We start from the raw sequence: 25,631 nt of genomic DNA, 5'->3' as shown, positions 1-25,631 counted from the left end.
AACGGCCGCCGGACAGGCAAGCTGCTCCAGTGATCGTCCGCCGTGGACGGTACGTACGTGCGCCGAGTGTGCCGCGTGTGCCGAATGGAGCCCGAGCATGTCGAACATTCCCACCGACCTGCGCTACACCCTGTTCCACCAGTGGGTCCGAGACGAGGGCGACGGCGTCCTCGCGGTGGGCCTCACCGACTACGCACGGCAGGCCCTGGGCGACATCGAGTTCCTGGAACTGCCCGACGCCGGAAAGTCCGTTTCCCGCAAGGAGGCCGTCGGCACGGTGGAATCGGTGAAGGCGGCGAACGACATCTACGCGCCGCTCGCAGGTGAGATCGTCGCCACCAACGCGGACGCCGTCGCCACCCCGCAGACGGTCAACACCGACCCGTACGGAGTCTGGCTCTTCAAGCTGGCCCCGGCCCGGGACGAGCCGACGGACGACCTCCTCACGGCGGAGCAGTACCAGGCGGCTGTCGGGGGCTGAGCGCGGCCGCAGGGCTGGTGGGGAGGCAGACGTGGACTGGGGCACGCTCGTCGCGACGTTCAGTGGTGGGTCGATCGCGATTTCCGGGACCGTGCTGGCCGACCATCTGCGGCATCGCCGGGAGGGCGAGCGCGGGGTCGGGGCGCGGCGGCGTGCGGTGTATCTGGAGTTCATCACCGCTGCCGAGGCGTGCTTCACGCGGTTGCGTCACCTCGCGCAAACGCCCGGTGAGGAGCCCGACTTGGAGGCGGCCACACGGGTGGCGCTTCGCGAGAGCGGGATCCAGGAGGTGCGCGAGCGGCTGTTCATCGAGGCCGGCACGAGCGTCGTCGGCGCGGGGCAGGGCATGTTCGAGCAACTGCGCGCGCTGCGCAGGGCGGTGGCCGCCGGCGCCGGGGCGGAGTCACCCGTCTTCCACGAGGCGTACCACCCCTACATCGCGGCGGTGTGGGCCTACCGGGTCGCCGTGCGCGAGGAGTTGGAGGGCCAGTCCCTCACACCCGCGGCCTTCGGATGGGCCAGGTGGGACGGGAAGGACCGCTGCCCCGTGTGCCGGGAGGCCGGGGCGGCGATCGCGGGAGCGTGAGCGTACGGTCGCCGGCCCCGGCACGTGCCGGGGGCGGCGACCGTACGCTCGGGTGGCTCACATGGGCGGGTCCTCACGCTCCTCACGGCGGTCCGCTCCCAGCTGCCCCTTGAGCTTGTCCTGGGCCGTGTCGACCTGGCTGCTGTACTTGCTCTGGGTCTTGCCGTCGGCGAAGTCACCGGCGCGGTCGACACCCTGGCCCGCCTGGTCCTCGTGCCCCTTGAGCATTTGCTTGAGCTTGTCCATCACGGACATGTCGAGTCCTCCTAGGAACAGCCCCCGCACCCCAGGATCACCCCTTCCCCCGCCACTCCGCATCCGGGCGGGCTCTCGGGGCGGAGCCGGGGCCCCGGCTCAGGGCCACAGCAGGTGCTGCTCCGAGGGTGCGTCGGCGGCCTCGCGCTCGTAGCGGAGCCGGGTGTGGACGCGGCTCTCGTCCGCCTGCCGTAACTCCACCGTGAGCGGGGCGGCGGTGTACAGGTTCCTCGCCTCGGCCACCAGGCCCGGCTCCCGCTCGACGCGGGCCGGCGCCTCCGCGATGATCCCGGCCGCGCTCGGCGGGGCTGTCCAGGTGCCGACTCTGCCGTCCCACCAGCGCCTCCGCACGCGCCGATGCCGAACGGGCCAGGTAGTCCGCCGCTCCGCGCTCGGCGGGCTCCAGGACCACCGGGCCCGTATCCGTAACGTGACGCCCCAGGGCGGGCCAGTAGAACGTGAGCGCCGCACTGGGGCGCACGGCCAGCTGCCGCCCCTTGGGGCTGTCGGCGTGCGCGGCGAACTGCCGGCCGTCGGCGTCCACGTTCTTCAGGATCAGCACCCGGGCCCAGGGGTCCCCGTGCTCGTCGACGGTCGACACGGTCATGGAGTGCGGGTCGGGCAGTCCGGCCTCGACGTCCTCCGTCAGCCAGTCCAGGAACAGCGCGGCCGGCTCGCCCGGGGCCGTGCCCGGGCCGAAGGCGGCCGGTGATCCGGCGAACGCCTCCAGGCCGCGCAGCCACGCCCGTACGTCCCTCGGCCGCCCCGCTCCGTCTGCCGTACTCATCGCCTCGCCCTCCCCCGCCGCGCCCCTTCCGGAATCGACCCTGCTCGGCCAGGGGGAGGCCCCGCCCTGTATGCGCTCGGCGCCGCGATAGGGTCACCCCATGCCCGTCGTCATCGCCCGCGTCCACCCCAAGCCCGGCCGTCTGCAAGAGGTGTTGGACGTGTACGCGGAGGCCGTTCCGCACGTCCACGAGGAACCGGGGTGCGAGCTGTTCGCCCTGCACACCGACCAGACGTCGATCTTCGTTGTCGAGCGCTGGACCACCCACGAGGACCTCGCGGTCCACTCCGCCACGCCCACCTTCGCGCGGACCCGCGCAAGGGTGGAGGGGCTCCTGGGCGCTCCCGCCGACGTCTGGGTCCTCGACAGCCTCCCCTTCGGCGATCCCCTCAAGGGGATCATCCAGTAGCACCCCCGGCAGGCGGCCTACCGCCGCGCCGCCGCCACGAACGCCCGGATCAGCCGCTCCGACTTCACCCCGCGTTCACTCTCCACACCGCTGGAGACGTCCACACCCCACGCGCCGGTGGCCTCGACCGCCTGCCGGACGTTGTCCGGATGCAGACCCCCCGCGAGCAGCCAGCGGCCCTCGGGGGCGGTGAACCCGGGCGAGGCCCAGTTCCACGGCTTGCCCGACCCCGGGTCGGGGGCGTCGAGCAGCAGCATGTCCTCGGCCGGCTCTCCGCAGCGGACCGGGACCTCGGTGGCGGCGGTGGCCCGGATCAGGGTGCGGCCCGGCGCGCGCAGGGCCTCGTAGTACTCCGGCCCCTCGTCGCCGTGGAACTGGACGGCACGGATGCCGCTCTCCTCCGTCAGCCGCCGGACCTCGTCCACCGACTGGCCCCGGAAGACACCGACCGTCAGGACGTGCTCCGGCACCCGCCGGGCCAGCCTCCGGGCGGTTTCGGTGTCCACCGTGCGCGGGCCGGCCGCGAAGACGAAACCCACCGCGTCGGCCCCCGCCTCCACGGCCGCGTCCACATCGCGCTCGGTCCGCAGACCGCAGATCTTGACGAAGAGATCACTCATACCCTCAGTCAACCAAACCCATAGTCATCGGACCACTGGTGGCCAATTGCGCAAGGTGTGGACCAAGTTGCCGCCAGCATAAGAGCGTTGGACACATTGACATCCGATGTATTCGTCTCTACGTTTCCCGGGCGAACCCTCACACCAGGGAGTCGCCCCATGCACACCTTGCGCACTCGCACCGGGCGCACAGTCGCCGGGCTCGCCGTGTTCCTCGCCTCCGCCCTGGGAGCCTCGGTGGCTCCCGCGGCTGCCGCGAGCGCCGCGGATCCGCCCGCCGCCGCGCCGGCCCCGGTCGCCCCGGCCACGCGGACCGGCCAGGTCGCGGGCCCCGGCACGGACTACGCCGCCGACGACCCGTTCGCCTCCGCCCGCACCAACTGGTTCCGCCAGGACCGCTTCGGCATGTTCATCCACTTCGGCTCGTACTCCAACTGGGAGGGCGAGTACCGCCGCCCCGACGGCACCGTCTGCCGCAACGCCGAGTGGATCAAGCGGGAGTGCGGCATCCCCATGGACGCGTACGAGAAACAGGCCGCGACCTTCAATCCCGCCGACTTCGATGCCAAGGCCGTCGTCAAGGCGGCCAAGGACGCCGGGATGCGCTACATCGTCATCACGTCCAAGCACCACGAGGGCTATGCGATGTGGCCCACAAAGGTCAACTCCTGGAACCTGCGCGACCATTCGGCCTTCGAAAAGAACCGCGACATCCTCGCGGAACTCAAGCGGGCCACCACCGAGGCGGGCATCAAGCTCGGCTTCTACTACTCGATCTGGGACTGGCACGACCCTGACTTCGCGAACCCGGCGACCTTCCCCAAATACGAGCAGCGCATGTACGCGCAGCTCAAGGAGCTCGTCGACGGCTACCACCCCGACCTGCTGTGGTTCGACGGCGAGTGGTCGACCGAGAACCCCCACAACCCGTGGACCGAGCGGGACGGCGAACGCCTGGAGTCCTATCTGCACGGCCTCAGCCCGGACCTCGTCGTCAACAACCGGGTCGGCAAGCGCCGCGTCGTCGACGGCGACTACGGCACCCCCGAGCAGGAGATCCCCGCCGCGCCGGTCGACGGCCAGCTCTGGGAGTCGTGCATGACGCTCAACGACCACTGGGGGTACGCCCGTTACGACCAGAACTGGAAGTCCAGCACCACGCTGGTGCGCAACCTCCTCGCCACCACCTCCCGCAGCGGCAACTACCTCCTGAACGTCGGCCCCGACGCACACGGCCGTATCCCGCAGCCCTCCGTCGACCGCCTGCGGCAGATGGGCGACTGGCTGCGCGCCTCGGGTCAGGGCGAGGCCGTCTACGGCGCCCGCTACGGCGGCCTGGTCGACGAGCCCGCCTGGGGTTCGGTCAGCCGCAAGGGCGACAAGCTGTACGCGGCGGTCACCCAGTGGCCGTCGAGCGGCACGGCCCTGCATCTGAAGGCACGTACGGCCTTCGACGTGAAGGCGGCGCGAGTACTGGGCAGCGGCCAGCAGGTGCGCGTCACCAAGACCGGTGACGGGTTCGACATCAGGCCGTCGGGCGCCGCGACCAACGCCGTCGCCACGGTCGTCGAGCTGACCGTGAACCCCGGCCCCACCTCCCCCGCCGGAACCGGCCACGGGCTCAGGCAGGAGATCTTCGACAACGGTGACCTCAGCGGCGCCCCGAAGGTCACGCGCACCGATCCCACCGTGAACCACGCCTGGAGGTTCGGCGGTTCGCCCGACAAGGCCGTCCCGGCGGACTGGTTCAGCATCCGGTGGAGCGGCACGATCGAGCCGCGCCGCTCCGAGACGTACACGCTCACCACCGTCTCGGACGACATGGCGCGCGTCTGGATCGACGGCAGGCTCGTGATCGACTCCTGGTCGCCGCACGGGCCGCGCGTCGACAAGGGCGAGGTGGTCCTCACCGCGGGCAAGCGTCACACGATCAGGGTGGAGTACGCGGAGCAGACCGGGGAGGCTCATATGAAGCTGCTGTGGTCCAGCCCGGGCCAGGACCAGCAGGTGGTCCCGGCGTCGCAGCTGTACGCGGGCTGAACCCCGCACCGGGGCGGCCGGACGGCTGCCCCGGTGGCCGCCCCGGCCGATGCGCTCAAGATTTTCCGGAGCAGGTGTCGATCCCGCCGGATCCCGGTTCGACGTACGGATGAGGGCGGGATCGACCCCGCACTCCGGCCGCGCACACCCGCCTCGGGCACTCGTGTCGGCCGCCGTCGATGCGCACTACGGGACCGCCGTGGCCAAGCTTCGCGTACACAGTCCGACCACCTCCCTGGACGGCTTCGCCGCCGGTCCCCACCAGCGTCTTGAAGCGCCTTTCGGGGACGGCATCGACGGCCTGCACAAAGTGGATGCTCGCCGCCATGCGGGATCGCGCCGACGCCAGGGCGGGGATCGACGTCGACTTCATCGAGCGCAGCGAGCGGAAGATCGGCGCGACCATCATGGGCCGCAACATGTTCGGCCCCGGCGCGGGCCGTGGCAGGACGAGTCCTGCAAGGGCCGGTGGGGCGACAATCCCCCGCCCCACAACGACGTGTTCGTCCACCTCCGGCCCGCGCCGGCGATGGCGGGCGGCACGACCTGGCGTCTGGAGGGGTGGCGGGGACGGTTGGTCAATGGGGTCCGCGAAGTGGCGTACAGTTGTTTTCACCGACGCGGGGTGGAGCAGCTCGGTAGCTCGCTGGGCTCATAACCCAGAGGTCGCAGGTTCAAATCCTGTCCCCGCTACTGTACGAAGAGGCCCGCATCCCCTGGGATGCGGGCCTCTTCCTTTGTGTACGCGCGCGCACGCCGTCAGAGCGTGCGGTTCAGCAGGGCGAGCAGGGCCTCCCAGTGACGGGCGTCACCTTCGGCGTTGTACGCGGCGGTGTCGGCCTGGGTGAAACCGTGCTGGGCGCCCGCGTAGACCTCGGTCTCGTGGCGGACCCCGGCTGCCGAGAGGGCCTTGTTCAGGCGGTCGATCTGCTCGGGGGGCATGCCCGCGTCCTGGTCGGCGTGGCCGAAGTACAGCTCCGCGGTGATGTGTTCGGCGAGCAGGTGGGGGCTGTCCGGGGCGTCGGTCGCCATCCGGCCGCCGTGGAAGCCGGCCGCTGCCGCGACCCGCTCCGGGAACGACCCGGCGGTGCGCAGGGCCAGGCCCGCGCCCATGCAGTAGCCCGTCACGCCCACCGGGCCGTCCGTGACCAGCGGGGAGTCGGCCAGCCAGCGCAGATACGCGTCGGCGTCACGCACGACCAGCTCGGAGGTGAGGGCGAATATGTGCGGGCCGATGGCCTCGAAGATGTCCGGCCGCTGCTGGGGGTCGATGAAGTCCGGCAGCTCGACGATCGGCGCCCGCCCCACGCGGTAGAACACATTGGGGACCAGGACGGTGTAACCGGCCGCCGCGATGCGGTCGGCCATCCCCCTGAGGTGGGGGCGGAGCCCGAAGGCGTCCATGTAGAACAGGACCGCGGGGTGCGGGGAGTTGTCGTCGGGGTGGACGAGATAGGCGTCGGCGGTGCCGTCCTGCGTGGGGATGTCCACGGAGGTTCCGAGCACTGTGGTCATGAACGTCTCTCTTCTCGTTCGCTCTTACACATGTGACAGACCAACAGCCTGTCACAATCGCCCGAACGCGAAGATCCTTTTGCTGCCGTTCCGCACCGGTTGGACTGGTCCGAGGTGCGGTGTTTTCCGGCCGTTTCCCGGCCCGGCAGGCCGGATTTGGCCGACTGCCTCTCCTCGACGCCGTCGGGCCGGCGGCGGCGGTGGAGCTGCCGCACACCGGCCCGACGGGCGACTCGAAGCGTCAGGTCAGCACCACGACCTTGTGCATGCCCTCGGCGACGTGCGGACGCCCGGTCTTGTCGTCCGGTACGAAGCAGAGCAGCGCGTACGTGCCCGGCGGCAGGTGGTGGGTCTCAAGCAGCGCGGTGCGGCCCGGGGAGACGACGCCGAGGCCGAGGGAGGGGCCGGTGAAGAAGGGCGGCGGCCAGGAGGCGGTGCCGCCGAAGAACGCCTGGATCTGGGCGTCGGTGGTCCCGCGCTTGACGGGCTGGAGCTCCATCTCGTGGAGCTCGTCCGAGGCGTTGTGGACCAGGATGTTGTCCGCGGCCTTGTGCAGGCCGTTGACGTCGAAGCGGGGGCCGGCCGACGTCTCGCGGGTGATCACGATGCTGTCGGGGAAGGCCGCGAGGTCCTCGGACGAGCCGCCGCGCCTGCTCCCGCGCAGGTTGAGCGCACGGGTGACCGGATGGGCCGGGTCGGCCAGGAAGGCGGTGAAGTCCAGGAGGACGACGGGGCCCGCGCCGATCGGGGTGGTGAAGGTCTCCGACACGGACGGGGTGACCTGGGCGCCACCGAGCGCGTCCGCCTCGTCACGCACCGCCGAGATGCCCTGCGCGGCAGTGGCGGGCACGTTCCTGTCGACGGCCTTGGCCAGGTCGGCGAGCACCTTGCGCACGGTGACACCGCGGTGCGGCCGGAAGGCCTGGAGGAAACGGCCGTTCGGGTCGTCGGTCTTCACATGGAAGGCGACCAGACCGGCCTGGGCGGTGGCCGGTGCGTGAATGCCCGAGCGCCCGATCGCCACCTCTACGGGGTGGCGGCCGTGGCGGCCGTACTCCCCGCGGACGGTGGCGCCGGCGGTGGTGGCGCCGGCGAGGGCGGTGGCGAAGGCCAGGGCGGCAGCCGCCGTCCTGACCCCGTTGCGCAGCAGTGCGGTACGCATGAATCTCCTGTCGTCGCGTGACCCCCTGTCACAGGGCAGCACCTTTGGCGCTGAGTGATCGTCAGCCACGCAGACGGCAGGGCCGATCGGGGGTATCCCCGGACCGGCAGGGCGCGACCTCAGTGCGGCTCGCCCACCGCCCGGTCCACGAGCGCCGCCGCCCCGCCCGTGTACCGGGCCGGGTCGCAGAGCTCGGCCAGTTCCCCGGCGGTGAAGTGGCCGCGCAGCTCCTCGGACGCGGCGAGCACCTCCCCGAGCGGGCGGCCGGACCGCTGTGCGGTGTGCGAGGCCCTGGTGAGCGCCTGCTTGGCCTCGGCCTTGCCGAGCCGCGGTGCCAGTACGGCGGCGATGCGCTCGGAGACGATCTGGCCGCCGGTCAGCGCCAGGTTCTCGGCCATCCGCTCCGGCCGCACTTCGAGCCCCTCGGCCAGTTCGACCAGGGTGTGGGTGGCGCCGCCGGTCAGCCGCAGACACTCGCGCAACAGCTGCCACTCCGCGTGCCAGGCCCCGGCGGAGCGCTCGTCCTCGGAGAGCATGCACTGGGTGACGCCCGCGGCCAGGACGGGCACCTGGAGGGCCGCGCTGCGCAGCAGCGTCGCCAGGACCGGGTTGCGCTTGTGCGGCATGGCCGAGGAGCTGCCGCGCCCGGTGACCGCGGGCTCCGCGACCTCCGCGACCTCGGTGCGGGTCAGCGACTGCACGTCCACCGCGATCTTGCCGAGGGCTGCGGCCGTGAAGGCGAGGGCGGCGGCGAGGTCGGCGATGGGCGTACGCAGGGTGTGCCAGGGCAGTTCCGCCGTGGCAAGATCCGTCTCCTGCGCGAACGTGTCGGTGAGCCGTGCCGCGTACTCGCCCGGGTCCAGTGGGCCTTCGCCGTCGAACCGTGCGTACTCCAGATATCCGGCGAGCGTTCCCGCCGCCCCTCCGAGGGAGACGGGCAGCCCCCCGTCCAGGACGCGCTCCAGGCGCAGGTCGGCGTCGAGCACCAGCTTGCGCCAGCCCGCCGCCTTCAGCCCGAACGTGGTGGGGACGGCGTGCAGGGCCAGGGTGCGGCCCGCCATGGTGGTGTCGCGGTGCCGCCGGGCGAGAGCGGCCAGGGCGTCGGCGGACCTGGCGAGGTCGGCGCGCATCAGCCGCAGCGCCCGCTGGGCGACGAGCATCGCGCCGGTGTCGAAGATGTCCTGGCTGGTGGAGCCGCGGTGCACATACTCGGCGGCCGCCGGGTCCACGGCGGCGACGCGCCGGCTCAACGCCCGCACCAGGCCCACGACCGGGTTGGCGGTCTCCCGCGAGGCCAGCGCCAGCTCCCTCAGGTCGAGGTGCTCGGCGCGGGCCTGTGCGCCGATGACCTCGGCGGCCCGCTGCGGCAGGGTGCCGAGCCGGGCCTGCGCCCGGGCGAGGGCGGCCTCGGCGTCGAGCATCCCCTGCAGCCACGCCAGGTCGCCGACGGCCTCCTCGACGGGAGTGCCGGCGCGGACCGGCGAGAGCAGGCCGGAGTCGAGCAGGCTGTCGGGGCGGCTGGTCATACGAGTGCTCCTTGCAGCCGGTCGGGGGCGGCGACCGAGGTGGTGGGGCGGGGTGCGAGGGCCAGCACCGCACGGGCGATGGCGTCGGAGTCGGCCAGGGTCACCGAGTCCACCCCCGGCCGGATCCCGGCCGCGGTCACCCAGTGCACGGCCTCCGTGGGCACACCGTAGGCGAACCGGCGCGGGTGCGCCCGGCCCCGGGCGTCGCGGACGCGGTAGGGGCGCTCGGCGACGGCGAGGCCGCCGGTCTCGTACCCGGCCCTGCCCGCGTTCGGCACCCGGTGGTTCACGGCCTGCCCGGTGGCGACCAGGTGCTGGAGCAGCGGGTCGGCGGCGCGCCGCAGATCCGCCTCGGGCAGTCGCGCCTCGATCAGTACGTGGGCCCGCAGGGGCGGCCCGGGTACGGCCCGGGACTGGGCGACGAAGGCGGGGTTGACGGTGTCGATGCGTATCTCGGTCTGCGGGCCGGTGAGTTCGAGGATGCCCGCCTCGATGAGCGCGATCATCTCCTCGATGCGCGAGGTGGGCGGGCCGATGGAGAGGAAGGCGTTCAACGGCGTGTACCAGCCGTCGAGTTCGTCGCGGTGCGAGTCGCCGTGCAGACCGCTGTGGTCGACCGCGAGCCGGATCTCGTTGCGCAGGTCGCGCAGGACGTCGAGGGCGGACTTGAGCGGGCCGCTGAGGTTGCCGTGCTTGGCCTCGCGCACGTCGTCGCGCAGGTACTGGAGCAGCCAGTCGCGGAACGCGGCCCGGTCGCCGAACTCCTGGTCTCCGTACGGGCGCGACAGCCGCTCCCAACTCCAGCGCTCCGCCTCGGGTATGCCGGCCGCGTCGAGCAGCCCGCTCCGGTCCTCGGCGCTCTCGCAGGCCAGGAAGCGGTCCACCAGGTCCATGCGCTCGGCGTCGCGGCCGTGGGCGGTGAGCCAGGTGCCGTAGTAGACGCTCTCCACCTCGCGGGTGATCAGCGGCCACAGCTCGTCGCGCAGACCGATCCGTTCGCCGTCGTCGGCCCGCTTGCGCAGGGTCTCGACGTGCTCGGGGGTGAGCAGACGGGGGTAGTAGCGCTCCGAGGCGCCCTTCTCGTTCTCGCCGCGTGCGTGGTACGGAACGCCTCGGCGGGAGGTGGCGTACATCACCGGCTCCTGGCCCGAGGGCCGGTACACCAAGCGGCCGTCGACGCGCTCGAAGGAACCGCCGCGCCCCTGGGTGAGCAGGGTCATGTGGTCGAAGAAGTTGAGGCCGAGGCCGCGCAGCAGGACCGGCTCGCCCGCCTTGACCACGCTCAGGTCGAGGTCAGCGGGGTTCGCGGGCTGGAGGTAGCGCAGGCCGTGCACCCGGGCGAGGCTGGCGGTCCGCTCCTCGTGGGCGGTCGGCCGCACCGGGACGTGGCCCTGGGCGAGGACGACGGCGTCCAGACCGCTGAGCCAGGTGCCGTCGGAGAGGCCGACGGCCTGCTCGCAGTCGGCCTCTCCGTGGCTGTCCGTGAGGGCGACGGCGCGCGAGCGGTGGACCTCGATCGTGACGTGCGCGGGGGCGCCCCGGACGACCTGCTGGAACATCGCGGAGAGGTAGCTGCCGTAGAACGCGCGTGTGGGATAGGTGTTCGGCCCCAGGTCGCGGGCCTCGGCGAGCGTCTGCTCGTCGTGCCCGGCGCGCCCGCCGGACGCGGCGAGCTCCCTGGCCCACTCCTCCAGGGTCGGGCCGGGCTCGATGGGCCCGTCGATGCACGAACTGTCGTCGGTGTGGACCGTGATCTGGGACGACACCGTGTTCATCAGCAGCAGACGGGACTGGTCGGTGCGCCACACCGCACCGGCGCCGGGCTCGCACGGCTCGACGACGTGCACGGTCACCGCGGAGTGCGTCGGCTGCGCACGCTCGTTGGCACACAGCCGCTCCAGCACCGACAGACCGCGCGGTCCGGCGCCGACTATGCACAGCGTCCTGGGAACGCCACTCCTCATACCAACACTCTCCTGTCGTCTTGACCGAGCGGTCCCGCGGGCGGTACGGAACGACTTCCGGGGAAAGGGGCGGTTGGCTGCTGGTTGTCGTTCCTCACATCGGGAAGATAGCCATGGTGAGGTCGTTCGATCCAAGGACACCGGTCAACTGCGGCATAGTGCACAGGTGTTGGTCGTGCGGCGCTCAACTCGCCGGAGAGCGAAGAGCGCAGGTCACAGCGGTCGCGGCCGGGCACACCCGGATGGCGTCGGCCTGTCGCGGGGGTGACGTTGAGCACGCACGATGGACAAGCGGAAGTAACCAGTCCGCAGAGGAACCGTCCGCGTGGAGGTGCGAGAGCGATGTGGCGACCTGATGGCTGGGACGTACGGGTGCGCATCGGCGTGCTCACCCCGCACGCCGATGTGGGCCCCGAGTCGGAGTTCCGCGCGATGGCGCCGCCCGACGTGGGCGTGCACGCCGCCCGGGTGCCGTTCGGGGCCATGCGCCGGGGCGGAGCCATGGACTCCACGATCCCGCTCGCCCCCGTGCGGGCCTTCGCCGAGCCTCCGTACGTCGACGAGGCCGCCGCGCAGCTCGCCGCCGCGCCCGTGGCGGCCCTCGCCTACGCGTTCACCAGCTCCGCGTACGTCATCGGCGCGGACGAGGAGGCGGCGATGCTCACCCGCCTCTCGGCCCGCGCCCACGGCCTGCCGGTGGTCGCCACCTGCGCCTCGACGGTGGAGGCCCTGCACGCCGTGGGCGCCACCCGGATCTGCCTGGTCGATCCGCCGTGGTTCGACACCGCGCTCAACGACCTCGGCCGGGCCTACTACGAGGCCGCCGGATTCGACGTACGGTTCTCCGCACCCTGCGACCTCCCCAGCGGGCAGGCCCTCATCCGGCCGGGCGAGCTGCACGACTGGGTGGCCCCTCGCATCCCCGAGGAGGCGGAGGCCGTCGTCGTGGGAGGCAACGGCTTCCGGGCCGTGGGGATGGTGGAGAGCCTCGAAGCCACCCTCGGGCGGCCCGTACTGACCGCCAATCAGGTGCTGCTGTGGGCGGCACTGCGCGCGGCCCGGAGCGACACCGCCGCGATCACGGGGTACGGCCGGCTGTTCACGCCGGACGCCCCGCCCCCGGCCGGGACCGGGGACGGGACGCCGTGACACCGGGGCCGCACCGCCCCTACCCCTCCCGCATCACTCGGCCACCCGCAGGACGATCTTGCCCCGGGTGCGGCCCGAGGCCTGCCGGCGGTGGGCCTCGGCGGCCTGCTCCAGCGGCAGCACCGCAGCCACCTCGACCTTGATCGCGCCGGCGTCGATCAGACCGGCCAGGGCGGTCAGGGCGGTACCGTCCGGCTCCACCAGGAACGGCCTGGCCCGCACACCGGCCGCGGCGGCCTTCGCGGCGAGCTCGTCCGACACACCGGAGGGGACGGCGACGAGCAGGCCTCCCGGGCGCAGCACGGCGAGGGAGCGCGTGCTGGTGCTGTCGATCTCGTCACCGACGAGGTCGACGACCACATCGACGCCGGACAGCTCCTTCTCGAAGCGGGTGGCGGTGTAGTCGACGACCTCGTCGGCGCCGAGCTCCCGCAGCCAGGCGTGCTTGCCCGCGCTGGCGGTGGCGATGACGTGGGCCCCGAGGTGCTTGGCGATCTGGACGGCGAAGTGACCGACGCCACCCGCGGCGGCGTGGACGAGCACGCGCTGCCCCGGGCGCACATCGGCCGTGTCCACCAGGATCTGCCAGGCGGTGAGCGCGGCGAGCGGGACGGCCGCGGCCTCGTCGTGGTTCAGGGACGCGGGCTTGCGGGCGAACTGCCGGGCGGGAGCGGTGACGTACTCGGCGTAACCCCCGGCGGCGCGGGGGAACCACGGCATGCCGTACACCTCGTCCCCCACCTCCAGGGTGTGCACGCCGAAGCCGAGCTCTTCGACCACTCCGGCGACATCCCACCCGAGGACGAACGGCGGCTCCCCGAGGACGCCCGCCATCCCGTGGCCCTCACGCGTCTTCACGTCGACCGGGTTGACCCCGGCGGAGACGACCCGTACCAGGACCTCCGTCGGCAGCGGCACGGGGCGCGGCGCCTCGGTGACCCGGAGGACCTCCGGGCCGCCGAAGGCGGACTGGGTGACGGCGCGCATCGTGGGGGTGGTGTGAGACATGCGTTACTCCTCGAATGCGGGGCGGCTGCGCCCGCGCGGTGAACGATGCGGCCAAGCTATGGGAAGGGTAGTAGTAACCCGCAAGGGCACCTACTATCTTTTGGATAGTATCTACTCGACCGCGCTCCCCCGCGCGGAGGAATCGCCGAGGAACCGCACATGAGCAGGAACTGCACCACCGGCAGCCACGACAAGCACGACGTCTACGCGGCCCTGTGCCCCTGCCGGAACGTGCTCGAACTCCTGGCGAACAAGTGGAGCGCGCTGGCGATAGGCGCCATGGAGGACGGTCCCGTACGGTTCGGGGCGCTGCAGCGCGTACTCCAGGGTGTCAGCCCCAAGGTCCTCACCCAGACCCTGCGCCGCCTGGAGGAGGCGGGACTGGTCTCCCGCACGGTCTACCCCGCCGTGCCCCCGCACGTCGAGTACGCCCTCACCGAGCTCGGCCACAGCGCCGCCGAGCCGCTGGCGCAGATGCGCGACTGGGCCGAGCGGAACGTGGATCTGCTCTACGCCGGGCAGTGAACCAGAGGTGACTCGTGTAGGGATCACTTGTCTGGTGCAACCCTGACGTTTGGCCCTGTCGTTTCAGGTCGAAGAGGGACAGGAAACACGTCACCCGGGCCGGAGGGGGCCCTTCCGGTGCGGCCGTGGTGTCAGAGTCCGAGTGCGGCGCCCGGACCGGGCGCCCATGGATGAACTACCTGACCCAAGGAGTTTTCCCGTGGGGAAGAGAGTCACCACACTTCTGGCCACCGCCACCCTCGCCACCATGGCCCTCGTCGGGCAGGCGAGCGCGACACCCTCGCACCACACCCCGTCGCCCACCACCGCCAAGTCGGCGGCGGCGCGCGTGGATTCGACCCAGACGCGGTATGCGCCGTTCACCCTCAACCACAACCAGTCGGTGAGCTCGAACACGGCGCGGCTGGTCATGCAGTCCGACGGCAACCTCGTCATCTACGACGAGTTCAACCGGGCCCGCTGGGCCTCGAACACCGTCGGCCGGGGCTGGACCGCCCGCTTGCAGACGGACGGCAACTTCGTCGTCTACACCCGCTCCAACCGCCCGGTGTGGGCCTCCAACACCGACGGCCACCCGGGCTCGCGCCTCGCCGTCCAGGACGACGGCAACGTGGTCGTCTACGACGGCAGCCGGGCCGTGTGGGCGTCGGGCACCAACCACTGACGCCCCGCCGCGGTAGCCACTGACCACCCTGCATCCGGCAGGCCGGGCACGCGCGGGCCCGGCCTCGCCGCCGTACGTTCCCACGCGTCCGGCTACCGGCCCGTGTACTGCTCGCGGGCGTCCGTGACCTCGGCCAAGTGCGTCCGGGACCACTCGCACGTGGCGTTGAGGGGATCGATCAACGAGCGTCCGAGCGCGGTGAGTTCGTACTCGACACGGGGTGGGTTCTCGTCGTACGCGGTACGAGTGAGGAAGCCGTCGCGCTCCATCGCGCGCAAGGTCTCGGTCAGCACCTTCGCGCTGATCCAGTGCAGCGGCACCCGCAGTTCGGAGAACCTGCGCGGGCCGTCCTCCAGGCAGCGCAGGACCACACCGGTCCATTTGTCGCCGACGCGGAAGGGCACCAGACCGCCCGCACAGTCGGGGCGGTCGAAGAGGTCGGCGGGCAGGGGTGCGGGGGTGGGGCGGTCGCTCATGGGGCCGACGCTAGCCCAGTACCTTTGCGGTAACCAGGGGTGCCCGTCCTAACGTTCCCGTCATGACCTCGCCGAACGCGAATTCCGCGCCCTCCGTGAACCCCGCCCGCTCCACCGACTCCGCCAACTCTCCCAAGCGCATCGCCGTTTTCGGCGCGGGCGGGCGGGTGGGGCGGGCCGTGGTGGCCGAGGCGGTGGCACGCGGCCACTCCGTGACGGCCGTGGTGCGCGACCCCGCGAAGTATCCCGGCCTCGGCTCCGACGCCGTGACCGTCCTACGCGGCGACGCCACCGACGCCGCCTCGGTGGCCGCCGCGGCGGCCGGCCATGACGCGGCGGTGAACGCCTCGGTGCGCCTTGACGTGCCCTCGGAGGAGTACTTCGTCTCCGCCGCCGAGGCCATGACCGGCGGCCTCGCGGCGGCCGGGGTGGGCCGGCTCGTGGTGCTCGGCATCGCCACGACGCTGGAGACGGCGCCGGGCGTACGGATCATGGACGCGCCGGAGTTCCCGGAGCAGTACCGGGTGTTCTCGCAGGGGCACGTGGCCGAGTTCGCGACGCTGAGCACGGCGGGGCCCGAGCTCGACTGGCTGATGGTGGTGCCGCCCCTCGATCTGGACGCCGAGGGCCCGCGCACCGGCCGGTACCGCACAGCGGTCGGCACCGTCCTCGACGGCCCCGGGCGCATCTCGCACCCCGACCTGGCGCTCGCCGTACTGGACGAGATCGACGAGCCGGGGCACACCCGGGTGCAGTTGGCCGTGGCGCACTGAGGGAACTCCCTTGCCGTGATCGTCGTGGGGCCGTGAGGATGGCGTCATGCCTACGTTCACCACGCCCGACGGGACCGAACTCGCCTACCACGTCCGCGGCGAGGGCGAGCCTCTGCTCTGCGTACCGGGCGGGCCCATGCGCGCCTCCGCCTACCTGGGGGACCTCGGCGGGCTGGCGGCGCGGCGCCGGCTGATCCTGCTCGATCTGCGCGGGACCGGCGACTCGGGCGTCCCCGCCGACCCGGCGACGTACCGCTGCGACCGGCAGGTGGCGGACGTCGAAGCCCTCCGCGACCATCTGGGGCTCGACCGCGTCGACCTTCTCGCGCACTCGGCGGGCGGCGATCTCGCCCTGCTGTACGCGGCCCGGCATCCGCGCCGCGTCCGTACGCTCACCCTGGTCACCGCCCGCGCGCGTGCCCTCGGCGTCGACTTCACCGAGGAGCACCGCCGGGAGGCAGCCGCCCTGCGCACGGCCGAGCCGTGGTTCGAAGCCGCGTACGACGCCTACGAACGGATCTGGGCCGGCTCCGACGCCGACGCCGACTGGGACGCCATCGCCCCCTTCTTCTACGGCCGTTGGGACGCGGCGGCGCGGGCACACGCCGCGGCCGACGTGGAGCAGACCAACGCCGAGGCCGCGGAGGTGTACGCGTCGTCCGGCGCCTTCTCGCCTGCCGCTGCGCGCGCCGTCATGGAGACACTGGACGCACCGGTCCTGCTGCTCACGGGCGAACTGGACAGCGGCCCGCTTCCCCGCGTCGCGGCCGACATCGCCGAGCTGTTCCCGAAGGCGGAACTCACCGTCCTGCCATGCTCCGGCCACCACCCCTGGCTCGACGACCCGCAGGGTTTCACGCGGACGGTGACGACGTTCCTTGAGGTGGGGGCGGTCCGGCAACTCCCTTCCTCGGCAAGTCCTCCGCAAGTCCTCCGCGAGCGATGAGTTTCCGCCCGGGCAGCGGTCTGCCCTCCGTCACCGCACCCGCGGACGACTCGGACGGAAGGGCCACCGCGTATGACCACCACCCACACCCTCGACGTCCCCGGCGCGCGCCTGCACTACGAGGTGCGCGGCTCGGGGCCGCTCCTGCTCGTCATGGGGGCGCCGATGGACGCCGGTGCGTTCGCGCCCCTGGCCGACGCGCTCGCGAGCACCTACACCGTCGTCACCCATGACCCGCGCGGCATCTCGGGCAGCACCCTCGACGACCCCGGGCAGGACTCCACCCCCGAGCTGCGGGCCGACGACGTCGCCGCCCTGCTCGACGCCCTGGGGGCCGAGACCGCCGACGTGTTCGGCAGCAGCGGCGGCGCGGTGACCGGGCTCGCGCTGGTCGCACGGCACCCCGGGCGGGTGGGGACGCTCATCGCGCACGAGCCTCCCGTGATGGAGCTGCTCCCGGACGCGACCGAACAGCGCGCCGCGACCGAGGACATCATCGAGACGTTCCACCGCGAGGGGCAGCCCGCGGCGTGGATGAAGTTCATGGCCAACGCCGGCTTCGACCAGCCCTCCGACCAGTGCTCCGGCGACGGCGACGGCCAGGCCGAAGCCGCCACCGCCCCGCCCGCGTTCGAGCCCTCGCCCCGGGACATCGCCAACGGCGTCCGCTTCTTCGCCCACGAACTGCGCGGCACCGCCGCCTACGTACCCGACATCGCCGCACTGAAGACCGCCACGACCCGTACCGTCGTCGGCATCGGAGCCGCCTCGGGCGGTCTGGTCACCTATCGCACCTCGATGGCCCTGGCCGAGCGGCTCGCGGTGCGGCCGGTCGAGTTCCCGGGCGACCACGGCGGTTTCCTCGGGCAGCCCCTGGAGTTCGCGGAGGTGGTACGGACAGTGCTCAAGGGCTGAGTCAGCCGAGTCACCGCGGGTGGGCGCGGGCGTCGCCTCACAGACCGCCCGCCCACTCCTCCGTCCCGTCCTCCGTCCACTCCACCGCGTAGTACTTCAGCCGCTCGTCCTGCGCGACGAGGCTCATGCCCGCCGCGGTCATCACCCGCTGGGAAGCGATGTTGTCGTGGGACGTGTCGCCCTTGACGCGGCTGATGCCCTCGGCGCGGGCGAACAGCAGCAGGGCGCGCAGGGCTTCGGTGGCGTATCCGTTTCCCTGGACCGCCGGCACCAGGCCGTAGCCGATGGTGACGGTGCCGTCGAGGTCGGGAGCGCCGTGGAAGCCGAGACCGCCGATGGCGCGGCCGTCCTCGCGGCGGCGGATCTCGTACGTCCCGAACGGCTGCGGGTCTCCGGCGCTCTCGCAGGTCTCAAGGTAGCGCCGGGCCCCCGCGGTGTCGGCCTCGGTGGGGTATCCGGGCGCCCAGCGCGCGTTCCTGCCCGGCTCGTCCGAGGTCAGCACCACGGCTTCCGCGACGCTCATCGGGTGGAGTACGAGCCGTGCTGTCACGAGACATTCCATACCCGGTGGGATATCACCGGGTATGGCGCGCCGCAAGGGAATTGTCCAGCGGGTGTGGCCTGATGTCGCCCCTGCCAGGAACTCCTTGCGCGCTACAGGAGTTCGCCGTGTGCGGCGGGTACGCGCGTGATGAACGCGAGCCCGTCGATCGCCTCCCTGGCGAGAGCGACCGCTTCCTCGGCGGTGGTGGCGTGGGCACGGGCCCAGGCCAGCCGGGAGAAGCCGTTCTGGAGGCCATGCAGTTCGGTGCCCGGTGACCCCAGGACGTTGAGCGTCACCGCGTCGGAGCGCTCGGCGTCGGCGCCGGACACCTCGACGAGGGTCCCCTGGGCGGGTGCGCCCGCGAACCAGATGGCCTCGCTGCGGCCGGCCCGGTCCGGGGCGTCGAGCGTGGCGCGGATTGCGGGCAGCACCTTCTCGCCGAGGACCTGCTGGAGCTGCGACTCGATCAGGTCCACGCCCGTCGCGTCGGTCACCATGCTCCAGAGTTCGTCGCCGCCGGTGCGCAGACGCGTCTCGATGACGCGCGGCCCTCGCTCGGTGAGGACGACCTCGGTGTGGGTGGGCCCGAACTCGACGCCCAGCGCGTCCAGCGTGGCGATCACGTGCCGGGTGACGGCCTCCGTCTGCCCGGACTCCAGCGGCGCGGGCATCACATGGCCCAGCTCGACCAGGCTGACGGGGTCGGAGTACGTGCGGGTGATGGCGACGACCACGTGCTCGCCCCGCTCCGAGAAGGCCTCCACGCTGTACCGGGCACCCACGAGGAAGTCCTCGACGGTGGCCCGCGGGTCGGCGCCCGTACCGCCGGCGCGTTCCAGTGCCGACTCCGCCTCGGCGGCCCCGGCGACGACGGAGACACCCTTGCCGGCCGCGTCCGTGAGCGGTCTGACCACACAGGGATAGCCGTGTGCCTCGGCGAAGGAGTGCAGCTGGGCGGGGCTGTCGACGACAGCGCAGGCCGTGGCCTCGACACCGGCCTGCGCGAGCCGCTGCCTCATCGCGTACTTGTTCATGACGAGTTCGACGATCTCGGGGGTGTGCGTGTCGAGTCCGAGGACCTCGGCGACCAGGGCCGCCTGCGGCCGGCAGTCGTCGTAGAAGGAACCGATCCGGGTCACCGGCTGGACGGCGTCGATGGCCCGAGCCATCGCGATCCACTCCTCGTCGGAGGCGTCGGGGCTCAGGACGACGATCCGGCTGTGCTCCTCGGTGTCGTCCGTCTTCGCGAGGTGTTCGGGCCAGCACATGACGGACGTGGTGACCTTCCGTCCGGCCGTCTCGCCGAACGCGCGCATGCGGGCCGGTATGTCGTACCCGGCGCCGAACACCAACACGTGTTCCGTCACGGCAACCCCTCTCCTCGATGATCTTTTCCGTAGCAATATCAACTGTCAAGGTCTGTACGCCACTTCACCCACGGGGAAGCGAGGACCAGGGGGAATCACGCCAAGCCGACGCCGAGAGCACCTTGTTGCCCTCCGAGGTGATCACATATGGCCTCGCGGCGCCCGTGGCACGGTATGCCGCCACAGCGGACGCGCCCGGTTCGCGCCGCCGCACCGGAGGGGCCGACGGCCGGAGCCGTCGGGCCGCGGCGCCCGACTCCCTCACCGCCGACGCGCGAACCCACCCTCCGGCGCCCGAACCCACCTGCCACGGACGGCCCGTGCCCTCCCTTTCGCGGCCCTGCCGCCTTCCTGCGAACGCGGCCCGCGTGTACGGGCCGCAAGGAGAAACGAGATCAAGGGCCTGGTCCCCCCGCCCGGACCGCCTCGCGTGCCGGCCGGCACGACGGTCGCCGAGTTGACCGGGCCGCTCGTCCTGACCGGGCTGATCGTCTACTGGGGAGCGCCGCAACCGGATCCTGCGGGCGGCCTGTTCGCCGTGGCGGCCTCGGCGACGCTGCCGGTGGTGCAATGACGAGGCTCAGTACTCGATGGCCGGCCGATCTGGAACTCCCCGCGGGCTGGCGCGCCGAAGGGTTCGAAGGGACCCTGCAGGAGTGCGCGGCACGGGGCGAAGGGGGTGGACCGACATACGCCCGGCCGGGCTTCGCCGCCGCATGGACGCCGCCGTCGACTGACGGGCCGCCGAGGGAGGCGGCCGCGACCGCTTGCGTGATCCATCAGCGAGGGGAGTGCACGTTGAGAACCGAAGCCAGCCGCGAACCACGTGCGACCGCGACGGACGGGACCGGCACGGGTGCCGTACGGCATCTGATTTCCACGAACGACCTGACCGACGCCGAGCTCAGAGCCCTCGTCGAACGGGGTGCGGAGTTCTCGAACGGATCGGTCCGCTCCGGTGAGCAGCTGACCGGCCTGGTCGCCGGCATCCACTTCCTCAAGACCTCCACGCGGACCCGTACGTCGTTCTCCGCCGCCGCCCTGCGGCTCGGCGCGAAAATCATCTCGCTTGGGCCGGACGACCTCCAGACCAACACCGGCGAGACGCTGGAGGACACCGCCGAGGTCCTGTCGCGGATGCTCGACATCCTCGTGGTGCGCTCCGCCGGAGACCCGGCCGACCTGCGCACCTTCGCGTCGCAGCCGCGCATGGCCGTGGTCAACGCGATGACCGCCGACGAGCACCCCACTCAGGCGATCGCCGACCTGACCACGATCCTGTGCCGCTTCGGCCGGATCGAGGATCTACAGATCTGCTACATCGGCGAGGGCAACAACACGGCGGCCGCGCTGGCGCTGACGCTGAGCCGCTTCAAGGGCGTCCACCTGGAGCTGCGGACGCCCCCCGGTTACGGCCTGGATCCCGCCACTCTCAAGCGTGTGGCCGCCAACGCCGCCGCCAGTGGGGCGAGCGTGGTGGAGCTGCACTCCATGGACAGCCGCCCGCAGGGCTTCGACGTCATCTACACGACGCGCTGGCAGACGACCGGCACCAGCAAGCCGGACCCCGACTGGCGCCGGATCTTCGCGCCCTTCCAGATCAGCACCGCTCTGTGGGACAGCAGCCCGGACGCCGTCTTCCTGCACGACCTCCCGGCGCACCGCGGCGAGGACGTCACGGCCGAGGTCCTCGACGGGCCGCACAGCCTCGCCTTCGATCAGGCGGAGAACAAGATGTACGCGGCGATGGCCGTTCTGGAGTGGTGCGCCGGACGGCGCTGACCGACTCCTTCCACAGCGCGATCCCAGGGATCCCACCGGGAAATCTCGGCTCGGCGGCATCCCCTCGTCTGGCATGCCCTCCTGTGGCGTGGGCGCACCCAACGAGATGGCCACGGGGGAAGTCTCAGGTGACGTCAGCGTTGGACACCGGGCTGGAAGAAGTCGAGCGCTACACCGAGAACCCCGACCTGGCCGCGCTCGGACGGATCGCGACCAACGGATCACGACCATGCGACACACCCGGCGCCCCACCCACAGTCCACCGCAGTCGCACCCTCAGAACAGGAGACACCCCATGGCCGGCTTCACCGTCGTACCCGGCGCCGCAGTGTCCGCCATCCTCGCCGACTCGCACAAGGACGTCCTGCGCATCGTCGCCGAAACCTACATCGCCCACGAGCAGGGCCAGTCGGTCAACCCGGACGGCTGCTTCCTGCGCTTCCCCGAGAAGCCCAACGCCCGTGTCATCGCGCTGCCTTCCTACCTCGGCGGCAAGGTGGACACCATCGGCATCAAGTGGATCGCCAGTTTCCCCGACAACCTCCAACAGGGGCTGCCGCGCGCCTCGGCCACCCTGCTGCTCAACGACTACTCCACCGGGTACCCGGTGGCCTGCCTCGAAGCCGCCAGTATCAGCGCGGCCCGTACCGCCGCGTCCGCCGCGGTCGCCGCCGCCGCACTGGTCGCCGCCGAGCAGCCCGTACGGGTCTCCTTCGTAGGGGCCGGAGTCATCGCCCGCACCATCCTCGACTACCTCCACGCGAACGACGTCACCGTCGCGGACGTCCTCGTCCACGACCTGGACGCCACCAGCGCGGGCCACCTCACCGCGCACACCGCCGAGCGCCTCGGCGTCCCGGTCGCCACGGGCAGCCTGCAGGAGGCCCTCACCCGGGACCTCGTCGTCTTCGCCACCACGGCCGCCACGCCCTATGTGAGCGGCGACACCCCGCTGCGCCCCGGCCAGGTCCTGCTCAATGTGTCGCTGCGCGACCTGGCGCCCGAGCTGCTGCTGAAGAGCAACAACGTGGTGGACGACGTCGACCACTGCCTCAAGGCGCAGACGTCGCCGCACCTGACCGAACAGCTCACCGGCGGGCGCGACTTCATCACGGGAACGCTCGGGGCGCTCCTCCAGGGCGAGGTGACGCTCGCGCCTGCCAAGCCCACCGTCTTCTCCCCCTTCGGCCTCGGCATACTCGACCTGGCGGTCGGCCACCACCTCCTCGGCGAAGCCCGGCGCCGGGGCAGCGCCGTCGAGATCCCCGACTTCATCGGGGAGGCCACGCGCTGGTGACGTCCGGCGCGAGAGGGTCTCGTGGTGTGAGGGAGCGACGCGGTACGTACGGTGCCCGCCCCCTTCGCATCCACTTCTCCCTCGCAGGACTTCCCGGTCGCGTCGGCCGGGCTTGGGAGATCCGGGCAGCGGTGCGGTGTAAGCAGGAGTCATGGATCTCCGGGCACTGAGCGCGCGGCGCTACCCGTACCGCCGACTGCGCCACGCACTGCTCGCGGCGCCGTTCGCGCTGATCGCGTTCGTCACGGTGGGCGACATCCGGGCTCCGCCCGATGTCCACCTCGGGCCGTTCCTGGTGGCCGCGCCCGCCCTCACCGCATCCTTCGCCGGGCCCCGGACCACGGGGTTCGTCGGTGCCGTCGCCGTCGTCGCGCAGGTCGCGGTGGCGGTGGTGCGCAGCAGCGCCACCGACCTCAACCACTCGGTCCAGATCGTCTCGCTGATCCTGATCTCGGTGTTCGTGACGCTCTTCGCCCATCTGCGCGAGGTGCGCGAGAAGGAGCTCGTCCAGCTGCGCTCGGTGGCGGAGGCCGCCCAGCAGGTGGTGCTGCGCCCGCTGCGGGAGCGGATCGGCCCGCTGCTCATGGCGTCGGTGTACCTGGCGGCGGAAGCGGAGGCGCAGATCGGCGGTGACCTCTACGCCGCCGCCCGCACCGCCCACGGGACCCGGCTGCTCATCGGGGACGTACGCGGCAAGGGCCTGCAGGCCGTGGGGGACGCGGCCGTCGTCCTGGGCGCCTTCCGGGCCTCGGCCCACCAGGAGGCCGAACTGTCCGGCCTCGTGGCCTATCTGGAAGGCGCCGTCACCCCGGACCTGGACGACGTCTCCGTGGGCGACGCCGACCGCGCCGACGACCCGGGCGAGGCGTTCATCACCGCGGCGGTGCTCGACGTACCCGACGACCGGCAGACGCTCGGCCTGGTCAGCTGCGGGCACCCGCCGCCCCTGCTCCTGCGCGGCGGCCGGGTCATCCGCCTCGACGTGGCCCATCCGGCACCGCCGCTCGGCCTCTCGGAGCTCATCGGGTCCGGCATCGCGGCGCAGACCTTCGCCGCGGAGACCTTCGCCTTCGAGGAGGGCGACATCATGCTGCTCTACACGGACGGCGTCATCGAGGCACGCGACAAGACGGGGACGTTCTATCCCCTGGCGGAGCGCCTGGCCGCCTGGTCGGGCACGGGCCCCCACGCCCTGCTCGACCACCTCTGCGACGACCTGCTCACCCATGCGGCGGGGCACTGCCTGGGGGACGACGCCGCGATGGTGGCGATTGAGCGGTTGGGGTGACGGCGGGTGACCCAACCGGGTGGCGCGACTGGTCCGATCCGGCGAATGTCGGGCGTGTTTACCGGCCTGAGTGCAAACGATCCCGAGCAAAACGGGAAGGCATGCGAATGCGTTGACAGAACGCACCAGACCTCCTCGAAGAGGAAGCAAACAACATGAACTCTGAACACAGGCCGGTCTCTCCGCTCGGTCCGCTGCCCCGCCGAGGCAAGTGGCTCGCCGGAAGCGCCGCCGCCTCCCTCGTCCTGCTGCTGGCCGGTGCGTCCGGCCCGGCGATGGCTGCCGAGACGCAGGGAGCCGGAACCCGGGTGACGTATCCCGGGCAAGGCGGGGACGACCACTGCGACTCATCGCGCGGACCCGACAAGAAGGCCGCGGATCCCGGCGCGGCCGCCGGGGGCGACGACGGCTGCAGGCAGGGTCCCCCCGGGCCACAGGGCCCCAAGGGCCCACCCGGCCCGAAGGGCGACGCCGGGCCGTGCTCCGACATCGACAGCAACGCCCCCTCGAACTCCGAGCACTTCAGCGCGGCGCTCGTCAACGGGAAGGCGTTCGCCGGCCGGCAGGCTCCCCCGGGAGGCGCGATCGTCTGGCAGGACCTGACCGACGCCGACAACCCCAGATACCCCGCCAACGCCTGTGCGATCTCCATCTCGTCGCAGGGCAACGACACCTGGATCAAGGTGGTCACCACAGCGGGCAGGGTCTACCAGACCCACGGCGACACCAATGGCACGACCTTCGTCTGGGACGAAGGCTGGACCCGACTCGCCACGCCGGGAGCGGCCACCCTCCGCACCGACGCCCAGACAGGGAGACCCGAGACCTCCTGAGTTCGTGAGAGAGAATCCCGCGTGTGCCGCGATCCGGCGGCACACGCGGGGGCTCCCGGTCGGGCCCGGGCCGTCGCCTCACGCCTTGACGTCGACGACCTTCATCTCCAGCGGGTAGCCGGACGTGCCGCAGTTGAGCGTCGACGCCTTCTCCCTGCTGAGCTTGCGGTACCCCTGGTCCCCCTTGTACGGGCCGTTCACCCTGCCGGGGCCGCCGCACTTGGCCTGTACGTACCAGGTTCCGTTGCCGTGCGAACACCAGCCCACGGCCACATGTTCGTTGGTGTGCGACACATACGCGCTGCATCCCGAAGGCCCGACCGCCGCGTTCGCCGTCGGAGCGACGCCCAGCATCACACCGGCCGCCAGCAGACCCACCGCCGAAGCCATGCCGCCAAGCCTCTTCGTCCTGCCGTTCATATGCTCTCCATCCCACAAGATGTTCGGCTTGAGCAAGCGAGACTAGTGCGATTGAGGTGTACTCGCGTCCTACTGGAAGACGATGACGAACGGCGCTTCAGGCTCCCCTCTCTACTCGAACAACAGCCACTGCGACCGAAGTTGTACATCTTCGCGGAATCCGTGATGCCGAGGTCCGCCGCGCTCGCGGGGACAGACGAAGCGGGGGGGGGGGGGGGGGGGGGGGGGGGGGGGGGGGGGGGGGGGGGGGGGGGGGGGGGGGGGGGGGTGGGGGGGGGGGGGGTGGTGGGGGGGGGTGG

The 25,631-nt window shown here is 71.9% G+C and carries 28 protein-coding genes, 1 tRNA gene and 1 pseudogene; 16 read left to right on the top strand and 14 right to left on the bottom strand.

Features of this window, described 5'->3' with window-relative positions:
- Nucleotides 1-97: 97 nt before the first annotated feature.
- A complete protein-coding gene (gene gcvH, locus ACZ499_RS34275) occupies nt 98-481 on the top strand; it encodes a glycine cleavage system protein GcvH (protein WP_468680337.1) in 384 nt (127 codons plus the stop codon).
- A gap of 31 nt (nt 482-512) precedes the next feature.
- A complete protein-coding gene (locus tag ACZ499_RS34270; protein ID WP_468680336.1) occupies nt 513-1,067 on the top strand; it encodes a CchlQ in 555 nt (184 codons plus the stop codon).
- Nucleotides 1,068-1,124: 57 nt separating this feature from the next.
- Here ACZ499_RS34270 and ACZ499_RS34265 read toward each other — a convergent pair whose 3' ends face one another.
- The 3 genes and pseudogenes from ACZ499_RS34265 to ACZ499_RS34255 form a co-directional block, all read right to left on the bottom strand.
- Nucleotides 1,125-1,322 carry an antitoxin gene (locus ACZ499_RS34265; RefSeq protein WP_468680334.1) on the bottom strand — a complete coding sequence of 66 codons (198 nt, stop codon included), beginning with the start codon at nt 1,320-1,322 and terminating at the stop codon, nt 1,125-1,127.
- Nucleotides 1,323-1,421: 99 nt separating this feature from the next.
- On the bottom strand, nt 1,422-1,673 hold the full coding sequence (locus tag ACZ499_RS34260; protein ID WP_468680405.1) for a hypothetical protein: 252 nt from the start codon (nt 1,671-1,673) through the stop codon (nt 1,422-1,424).
- 25 nt (nt 1,674-1,698) lie between these two features.
- Nucleotides 1,699-1,929, bottom strand: a pseudogene (locus ACZ499_RS34255) (pyridoxamine 5'-phosphate oxidase family protein); the annotation flags it as partial.
- Between the two features lie 280 nt (nt 1,930-2,209).
- Between ACZ499_RS34255 and ACZ499_RS34250 the strand changes: the two are divergent.
- Nucleotides 2,210-2,518 carry a putative quinol monooxygenase gene (locus ACZ499_RS34250; protein WP_385547375.1) on the top strand — a complete coding sequence of 103 codons (309 nt, stop codon included), beginning with the start codon at nt 2,210-2,212 and terminating at the stop codon, nt 2,516-2,518.
- Nucleotides 2,519-2,535: 17 nt separating this feature from the next.
- Here ACZ499_RS34250 and ACZ499_RS34245 read toward each other — a convergent pair whose 3' ends face one another.
- A complete protein-coding gene (locus ACZ499_RS34245) occupies nt 2,536-3,138 on the bottom strand; it encodes a phosphoribosylanthranilate isomerase (RefSeq protein WP_468680332.1) in 603 nt (200 codons plus the stop codon).
- A 159-nt stretch (nt 3,139-3,297) separates the two neighbouring features.
- Between ACZ499_RS34245 and ACZ499_RS34240 the strand changes: the two genes are divergently transcribed.
- Nucleotides 3,298-5,178 (top strand): alpha-L-fucosidase, encoded by a 1,881-nt coding sequence (locus ACZ499_RS34240; RefSeq protein ID WP_468680330.1) that lies wholly within the window; start codon nt 3,298-3,300, stop codon nt 5,176-5,178.
- Nucleotides 5,179-5,233: 55 nt separating this feature from the next.
- Here the strand turns inward: ACZ499_RS34240 and ACZ499_RS34235 are convergent, their stop codons facing one another.
- Nucleotides 5,234-5,587, bottom strand: coding sequence for a hypothetical protein (locus tag ACZ499_RS34235; RefSeq protein ID WP_468680328.1), 354 nt, complete (start codon nt 5,585-5,587; stop codon nt 5,234-5,236).
- A 210-nt stretch (nt 5,588-5,797) separates the two neighbouring features.
- Here ACZ499_RS34235 and ACZ499_RS34230 point away from each other — a divergent pair.
- Nucleotides 5,798-5,871 (top strand) — tRNA-Met (locus ACZ499_RS34230).
- 66 nt (nt 5,872-5,937) lie between these two features.
- Here the strand turns inward: ACZ499_RS34230 and ACZ499_RS34225 are convergent.
- The 4 genes from ACZ499_RS34225 to ACZ499_RS34210 all read right to left on the bottom strand — a co-directional run bounded on the left by ACZ499_RS34225 (nt 5,938) and on the right by ACZ499_RS34210 (nt 11,345).
- A complete protein-coding gene (locus ACZ499_RS34225) occupies nt 5,938-6,693 on the bottom strand; it encodes a dienelactone hydrolase family protein (RefSeq protein WP_468680326.1) in 756 nt (251 codons plus the stop codon).
- A gap of 241 nt (nt 6,694-6,934) precedes the next feature.
- Entirely contained in the window at nt 6,935-7,855 is a 921-nt protein-coding gene (locus ACZ499_RS34220; protein WP_468680324.1) for a hypothetical protein, read from the bottom strand.
- Nucleotides 7,856-7,974: 119 nt separating this feature from the next.
- Nucleotides 7,975-9,381 (bottom strand): nitrosuccinate lyase, encoded by a 1,407-nt coding sequence (locus tag ACZ499_RS34215; RefSeq protein WP_468680322.1) that lies wholly within the window; start codon nt 9,379-9,381, stop codon nt 7,975-7,977.
- Nucleotides 9,378-11,345 carry an FAD/NAD(P)-binding protein gene (locus ACZ499_RS34210; protein ID WP_468680320.1) on the bottom strand — a complete coding sequence of 656 codons (1,968 nt, stop codon included), beginning with the start codon at nt 11,343-11,345 and terminating at the stop codon, nt 9,378-9,380. Before ACZ499_RS34210 ends, ACZ499_RS34215 begins: the two co-directional genes overlap by 4 nt.
- Before the next feature lie 342 nt (nt 11,346-11,687).
- On the opposite strand from ACZ499_RS34210, the gene ACZ499_RS34205 reads away from it, so the two are divergent.
- Entirely contained in the window at nt 11,688-12,494 is an 807-nt protein-coding gene (locus ACZ499_RS34205) for a maleate cis-trans isomerase family protein (protein WP_468680318.1), read from the top strand.
- A 33-nt stretch (nt 12,495-12,527) separates the two neighbouring features.
- Here the strand turns inward: ACZ499_RS34205 and ACZ499_RS34200 are convergent, their stop codons facing one another.
- On the bottom strand, nt 12,528-13,502 hold the full coding sequence (locus tag ACZ499_RS34200; protein ID WP_468680316.1) for an NADP-dependent oxidoreductase: 975 nt from the start codon (nt 13,500-13,502) through the stop codon (nt 12,528-12,530).
- A gap of 159 nt (nt 13,503-13,661) precedes the next feature.
- On the opposite strand from ACZ499_RS34200, the gene ACZ499_RS34195 reads away from it, so the two are divergent.
- Both ACZ499_RS34195 and ACZ499_RS34190 read left to right on the top strand, forming a co-directional pair.
- Nucleotides 13,662-14,027, top strand: a complete 366-nt coding sequence (locus ACZ499_RS34195) for a winged helix-turn-helix transcriptional regulator (protein WP_468404285.1) — start codon at nt 13,662-13,664, stop codon at nt 14,025-14,027.
- A gap of 199 nt (nt 14,028-14,226) precedes the next feature.
- Complete coding sequence (locus ACZ499_RS34190; protein WP_468680313.1) at nt 14,227-14,691, top strand: hypothetical protein; 465 nt, start codon at nt 14,227-14,229, stop codon at nt 14,689-14,691.
- Nucleotides 14,692-14,783: 92 nt separating this feature from the next.
- On the opposite strand, the gene ACZ499_RS34185 is transcribed toward ACZ499_RS34190, so the two are convergent.
- Nucleotides 14,784-15,167 carry a winged helix-turn-helix transcriptional regulator gene (locus ACZ499_RS34185; protein ID WP_468680311.1) on the bottom strand — a complete coding sequence of 128 codons (384 nt, stop codon included), beginning with the start codon at nt 15,165-15,167 and terminating at the stop codon, nt 14,784-14,786.
- A 62-nt stretch (nt 15,168-15,229) separates the two neighbouring features.
- Between ACZ499_RS34185 and ACZ499_RS34180 the strand changes: the two genes are divergently transcribed.
- The 3 genes from ACZ499_RS34180 to ACZ499_RS34170 all read left to right on the top strand — a co-directional run bounded on the left by ACZ499_RS34180 (nt 15,230) and on the right by ACZ499_RS34170 (nt 17,801).
- A complete protein-coding gene (locus tag ACZ499_RS34180; protein WP_468680309.1) occupies nt 15,230-15,940 on the top strand; it encodes an NAD(P)-dependent oxidoreductase in 711 nt (236 codons plus the stop codon).
- 46 nt (nt 15,941-15,986) lie between these two features.
- Nucleotides 15,987-16,886 (top strand): alpha/beta fold hydrolase, encoded by a 900-nt coding sequence (locus ACZ499_RS34175; protein ID WP_468680307.1) that lies wholly within the window; start codon nt 15,987-15,989, stop codon nt 16,884-16,886.
- 72 nt (nt 16,887-16,958) lie between these two features.
- The gene (locus ACZ499_RS34170) at nt 16,959-17,801 is read left to right on the top strand and encodes an alpha/beta fold hydrolase (protein ID WP_468680305.1); all 843 of its coding nucleotides are present in this window, start codon (nt 16,959-16,961) and stop codon (nt 17,799-17,801) included.
- A gap of 37 nt (nt 17,802-17,838) precedes the next feature.
- Here the strand turns inward: ACZ499_RS34170 and ACZ499_RS34165 are convergent, their stop codons facing one another.
- Both ACZ499_RS34165 and ACZ499_RS34160 read right to left on the bottom strand, forming a co-directional pair.
- Complete coding sequence (locus tag ACZ499_RS34165) at nt 17,839-18,363, bottom strand: GNAT family N-acetyltransferase (RefSeq protein WP_468680303.1); 525 nt, start codon at nt 18,361-18,363, stop codon at nt 17,839-17,841.
- 92 nt (nt 18,364-18,455) lie between these two features.
- The gene (locus ACZ499_RS34160) at nt 18,456-19,712 is read right to left on the bottom strand and encodes an ATP-grasp domain-containing protein (protein ID WP_468680301.1); all 1,257 of its coding nucleotides are present in this window, start codon (nt 19,710-19,712) and stop codon (nt 18,456-18,458) included.
- A gap of 430 nt (nt 19,713-20,142) precedes the next feature.
- Between ACZ499_RS34160 and ACZ499_RS34155 the strand changes: the two genes are divergently transcribed.
- The 5 genes from ACZ499_RS34155 (at nt 20,143) to ACZ499_RS34135 (ending at nt 24,912) form a co-directional block, all read left to right on the top strand.
- Nucleotides 20,143-20,286, top strand: a complete 144-nt coding sequence (locus tag ACZ499_RS34155) for a hypothetical protein (protein ID WP_468680299.1) — start codon at nt 20,143-20,145, stop codon at nt 20,284-20,286.
- Between the two features lie 296 nt (nt 20,287-20,582).
- On the top strand, nt 20,583-21,494 hold the full coding sequence (locus tag ACZ499_RS34150; protein WP_468680403.1) for an ornithine carbamoyltransferase: 912 nt from the start codon (nt 20,583-20,585) through the stop codon (nt 21,492-21,494).
- A gap of 295 nt (nt 21,495-21,789) precedes the next feature.
- Nucleotides 21,790-22,791: a 2,3-diaminopropionate biosynthesis protein SbnB gene (sbnB, locus tag ACZ499_RS34145; protein ID WP_468680297.1), complete on the top strand. Its 1,002-nt coding sequence runs from the start codon at nt 21,790-21,792 to the stop codon at nt 22,789-22,791.
- A gap of 151 nt (nt 22,792-22,942) precedes the next feature.
- Nucleotides 22,943-24,079 (top strand): PP2C family protein-serine/threonine phosphatase, encoded by a 1,137-nt coding sequence (locus tag ACZ499_RS34140; RefSeq protein ID WP_468680295.1) that lies wholly within the window; start codon nt 22,943-22,945, stop codon nt 24,077-24,079.
- Nucleotides 24,080-24,234: 155 nt separating this feature from the next.
- A complete protein-coding gene (locus tag ACZ499_RS34135) occupies nt 24,235-24,912 on the top strand; it encodes a hypothetical protein (RefSeq protein ID WP_468680293.1) in 678 nt (225 codons plus the stop codon).
- A gap of 78 nt (nt 24,913-24,990) precedes the next feature.
- Here the strand turns inward: ACZ499_RS34135 and ACZ499_RS34130 are convergent, their stop codons facing one another.
- Complete coding sequence (locus tag ACZ499_RS34130) at nt 24,991-25,302, bottom strand: hypothetical protein (RefSeq protein ID WP_468680291.1); 312 nt, start codon at nt 25,300-25,302, stop codon at nt 24,991-24,993.
- Nucleotides 25,303-25,631 lie beyond the last annotated feature (329 nt).

Source organism: Streptomyces sp. NPDC031265 (genome assembly GCF_055570295.1).
Note: the sequence above shows the minus strand (reverse complement) of the source record. Positions and strands in the feature narration are given on the sequence as shown.

Excerpts from the sequence above, each read along its gene's own strand:
- ACZ499_RS34185 (WP_468680311.1), bottom strand. The coding sequence starts at position 15,167 with ATGAGCGACCGCCCCACCCCCGCACCCCTGCCCGCCGACCTCTTCGAC.
- sbnB (WP_468680297.1), top strand. The coding sequence starts at position 21,790 with ATGGCCGGCTTCACCGTCGTACCCGGCGCCGCAGTGTCCGCCATCCTC.
- ACZ499_RS34165 (WP_468680303.1), bottom strand. The coding sequence starts at position 18,363 with ATGGAATGTCTCGTGACAGCACGGCTCGTACTCCACCCGATGAGCGTC.
- ACZ499_RS34200 (WP_468680316.1), bottom strand. The coding sequence starts at position 13,502 with ATGTCTCACACCACCCCCACGATGCGCGCCGTCACCCAGTCCGCCTTC.
- ACZ499_RS34245 (WP_468680332.1), bottom strand. The coding sequence starts at position 3,138 with ATGAGTGATCTCTTCGTCAAGATCTGCGGTCTGCGGACCGAGCGCGAT.
- ACZ499_RS34235 (WP_468680328.1), bottom strand. The coding sequence starts at position 5,587 with ATGATGGTCGCGCCGATCTTCCGCTCGCTGCGCTCGATGAAGTCGACG.
- ACZ499_RS34210 (WP_468680320.1), bottom strand. The coding sequence starts at position 11,345 with ATGAGGAGTGGCGTTCCCAGGACGCTGTGCATAGTCGGCGCCGGACCG.
- ACZ499_RS34265 (WP_468680334.1), bottom strand. The coding sequence starts at position 1,322 with ATGTCCGTGATGGACAAGCTCAAGCAAATGCTCAAGGGGCACGAGGAC.
- ACZ499_RS34250 (WP_385547375.1), top strand. The coding sequence starts at position 2,210 with ATGCCCGTCGTCATCGCCCGCGTCCACCCCAAGCCCGGCCGTCTGCAA.
- ACZ499_RS34195 (WP_468404285.1), top strand. The coding sequence starts at position 13,662 with ATGAGCAGGAACTGCACCACCGGCAGCCACGACAAGCACGACGTCTAC.
- ACZ499_RS34135 (WP_468680293.1), top strand. The coding sequence starts at position 24,235 with ATGAACTCTGAACACAGGCCGGTCTCTCCGCTCGGTCCGCTGCCCCGC.
- ACZ499_RS34240 (WP_468680330.1), top strand. The coding sequence starts at position 3,298 with ATGCACACCTTGCGCACTCGCACCGGGCGCACAGTCGCCGGGCTCGCC.
- ACZ499_RS34170 (WP_468680305.1), top strand. The coding sequence starts at position 16,959 with ATGACCACCACCCACACCCTCGACGTCCCCGGCGCGCGCCTGCACTAC.
- ACZ499_RS34175 (WP_468680307.1), top strand. The coding sequence starts at position 15,987 with ATGCCTACGTTCACCACGCCCGACGGGACCGAACTCGCCTACCACGTC.
- ACZ499_RS34140 (WP_468680295.1), top strand. The coding sequence starts at position 22,943 with ATGGATCTCCGGGCACTGAGCGCGCGGCGCTACCCGTACCGCCGACTG.
- gcvH (WP_468680337.1), top strand. The coding sequence starts at position 98 with ATGTCGAACATTCCCACCGACCTGCGCTACACCCTGTTCCACCAGTGG.
- ACZ499_RS34205 (WP_468680318.1), top strand. The coding sequence starts at position 11,688 with ATGTGGCGACCTGATGGCTGGGACGTACGGGTGCGCATCGGCGTGCTC.
- ACZ499_RS34215 (WP_468680322.1), bottom strand. The coding sequence starts at position 9,381 with ATGACCAGCCGCCCCGACAGCCTGCTCGACTCCGGCCTGCTCTCGCCG.
- ACZ499_RS34130 (WP_468680291.1), bottom strand. The coding sequence starts at position 25,302 with ATGGCTTCGGCGGTGGGTCTGCTGGCGGCCGGTGTGATGCTGGGCGTC.
- ACZ499_RS34225 (WP_468680326.1), bottom strand. The coding sequence starts at position 6,693 with ATGACCACAGTGCTCGGAACCTCCGTGGACATCCCCACGCAGGACGGC.
- ACZ499_RS34220 (WP_468680324.1), bottom strand. The coding sequence starts at position 7,855 with ATGCGTACCGCACTGCTGCGCAACGGGGTCAGGACGGCGGCTGCCGCC.
- ACZ499_RS34180 (WP_468680309.1), top strand. The coding sequence starts at position 15,230 with ATGACCTCGCCGAACGCGAATTCCGCGCCCTCCGTGAACCCCGCCCGC.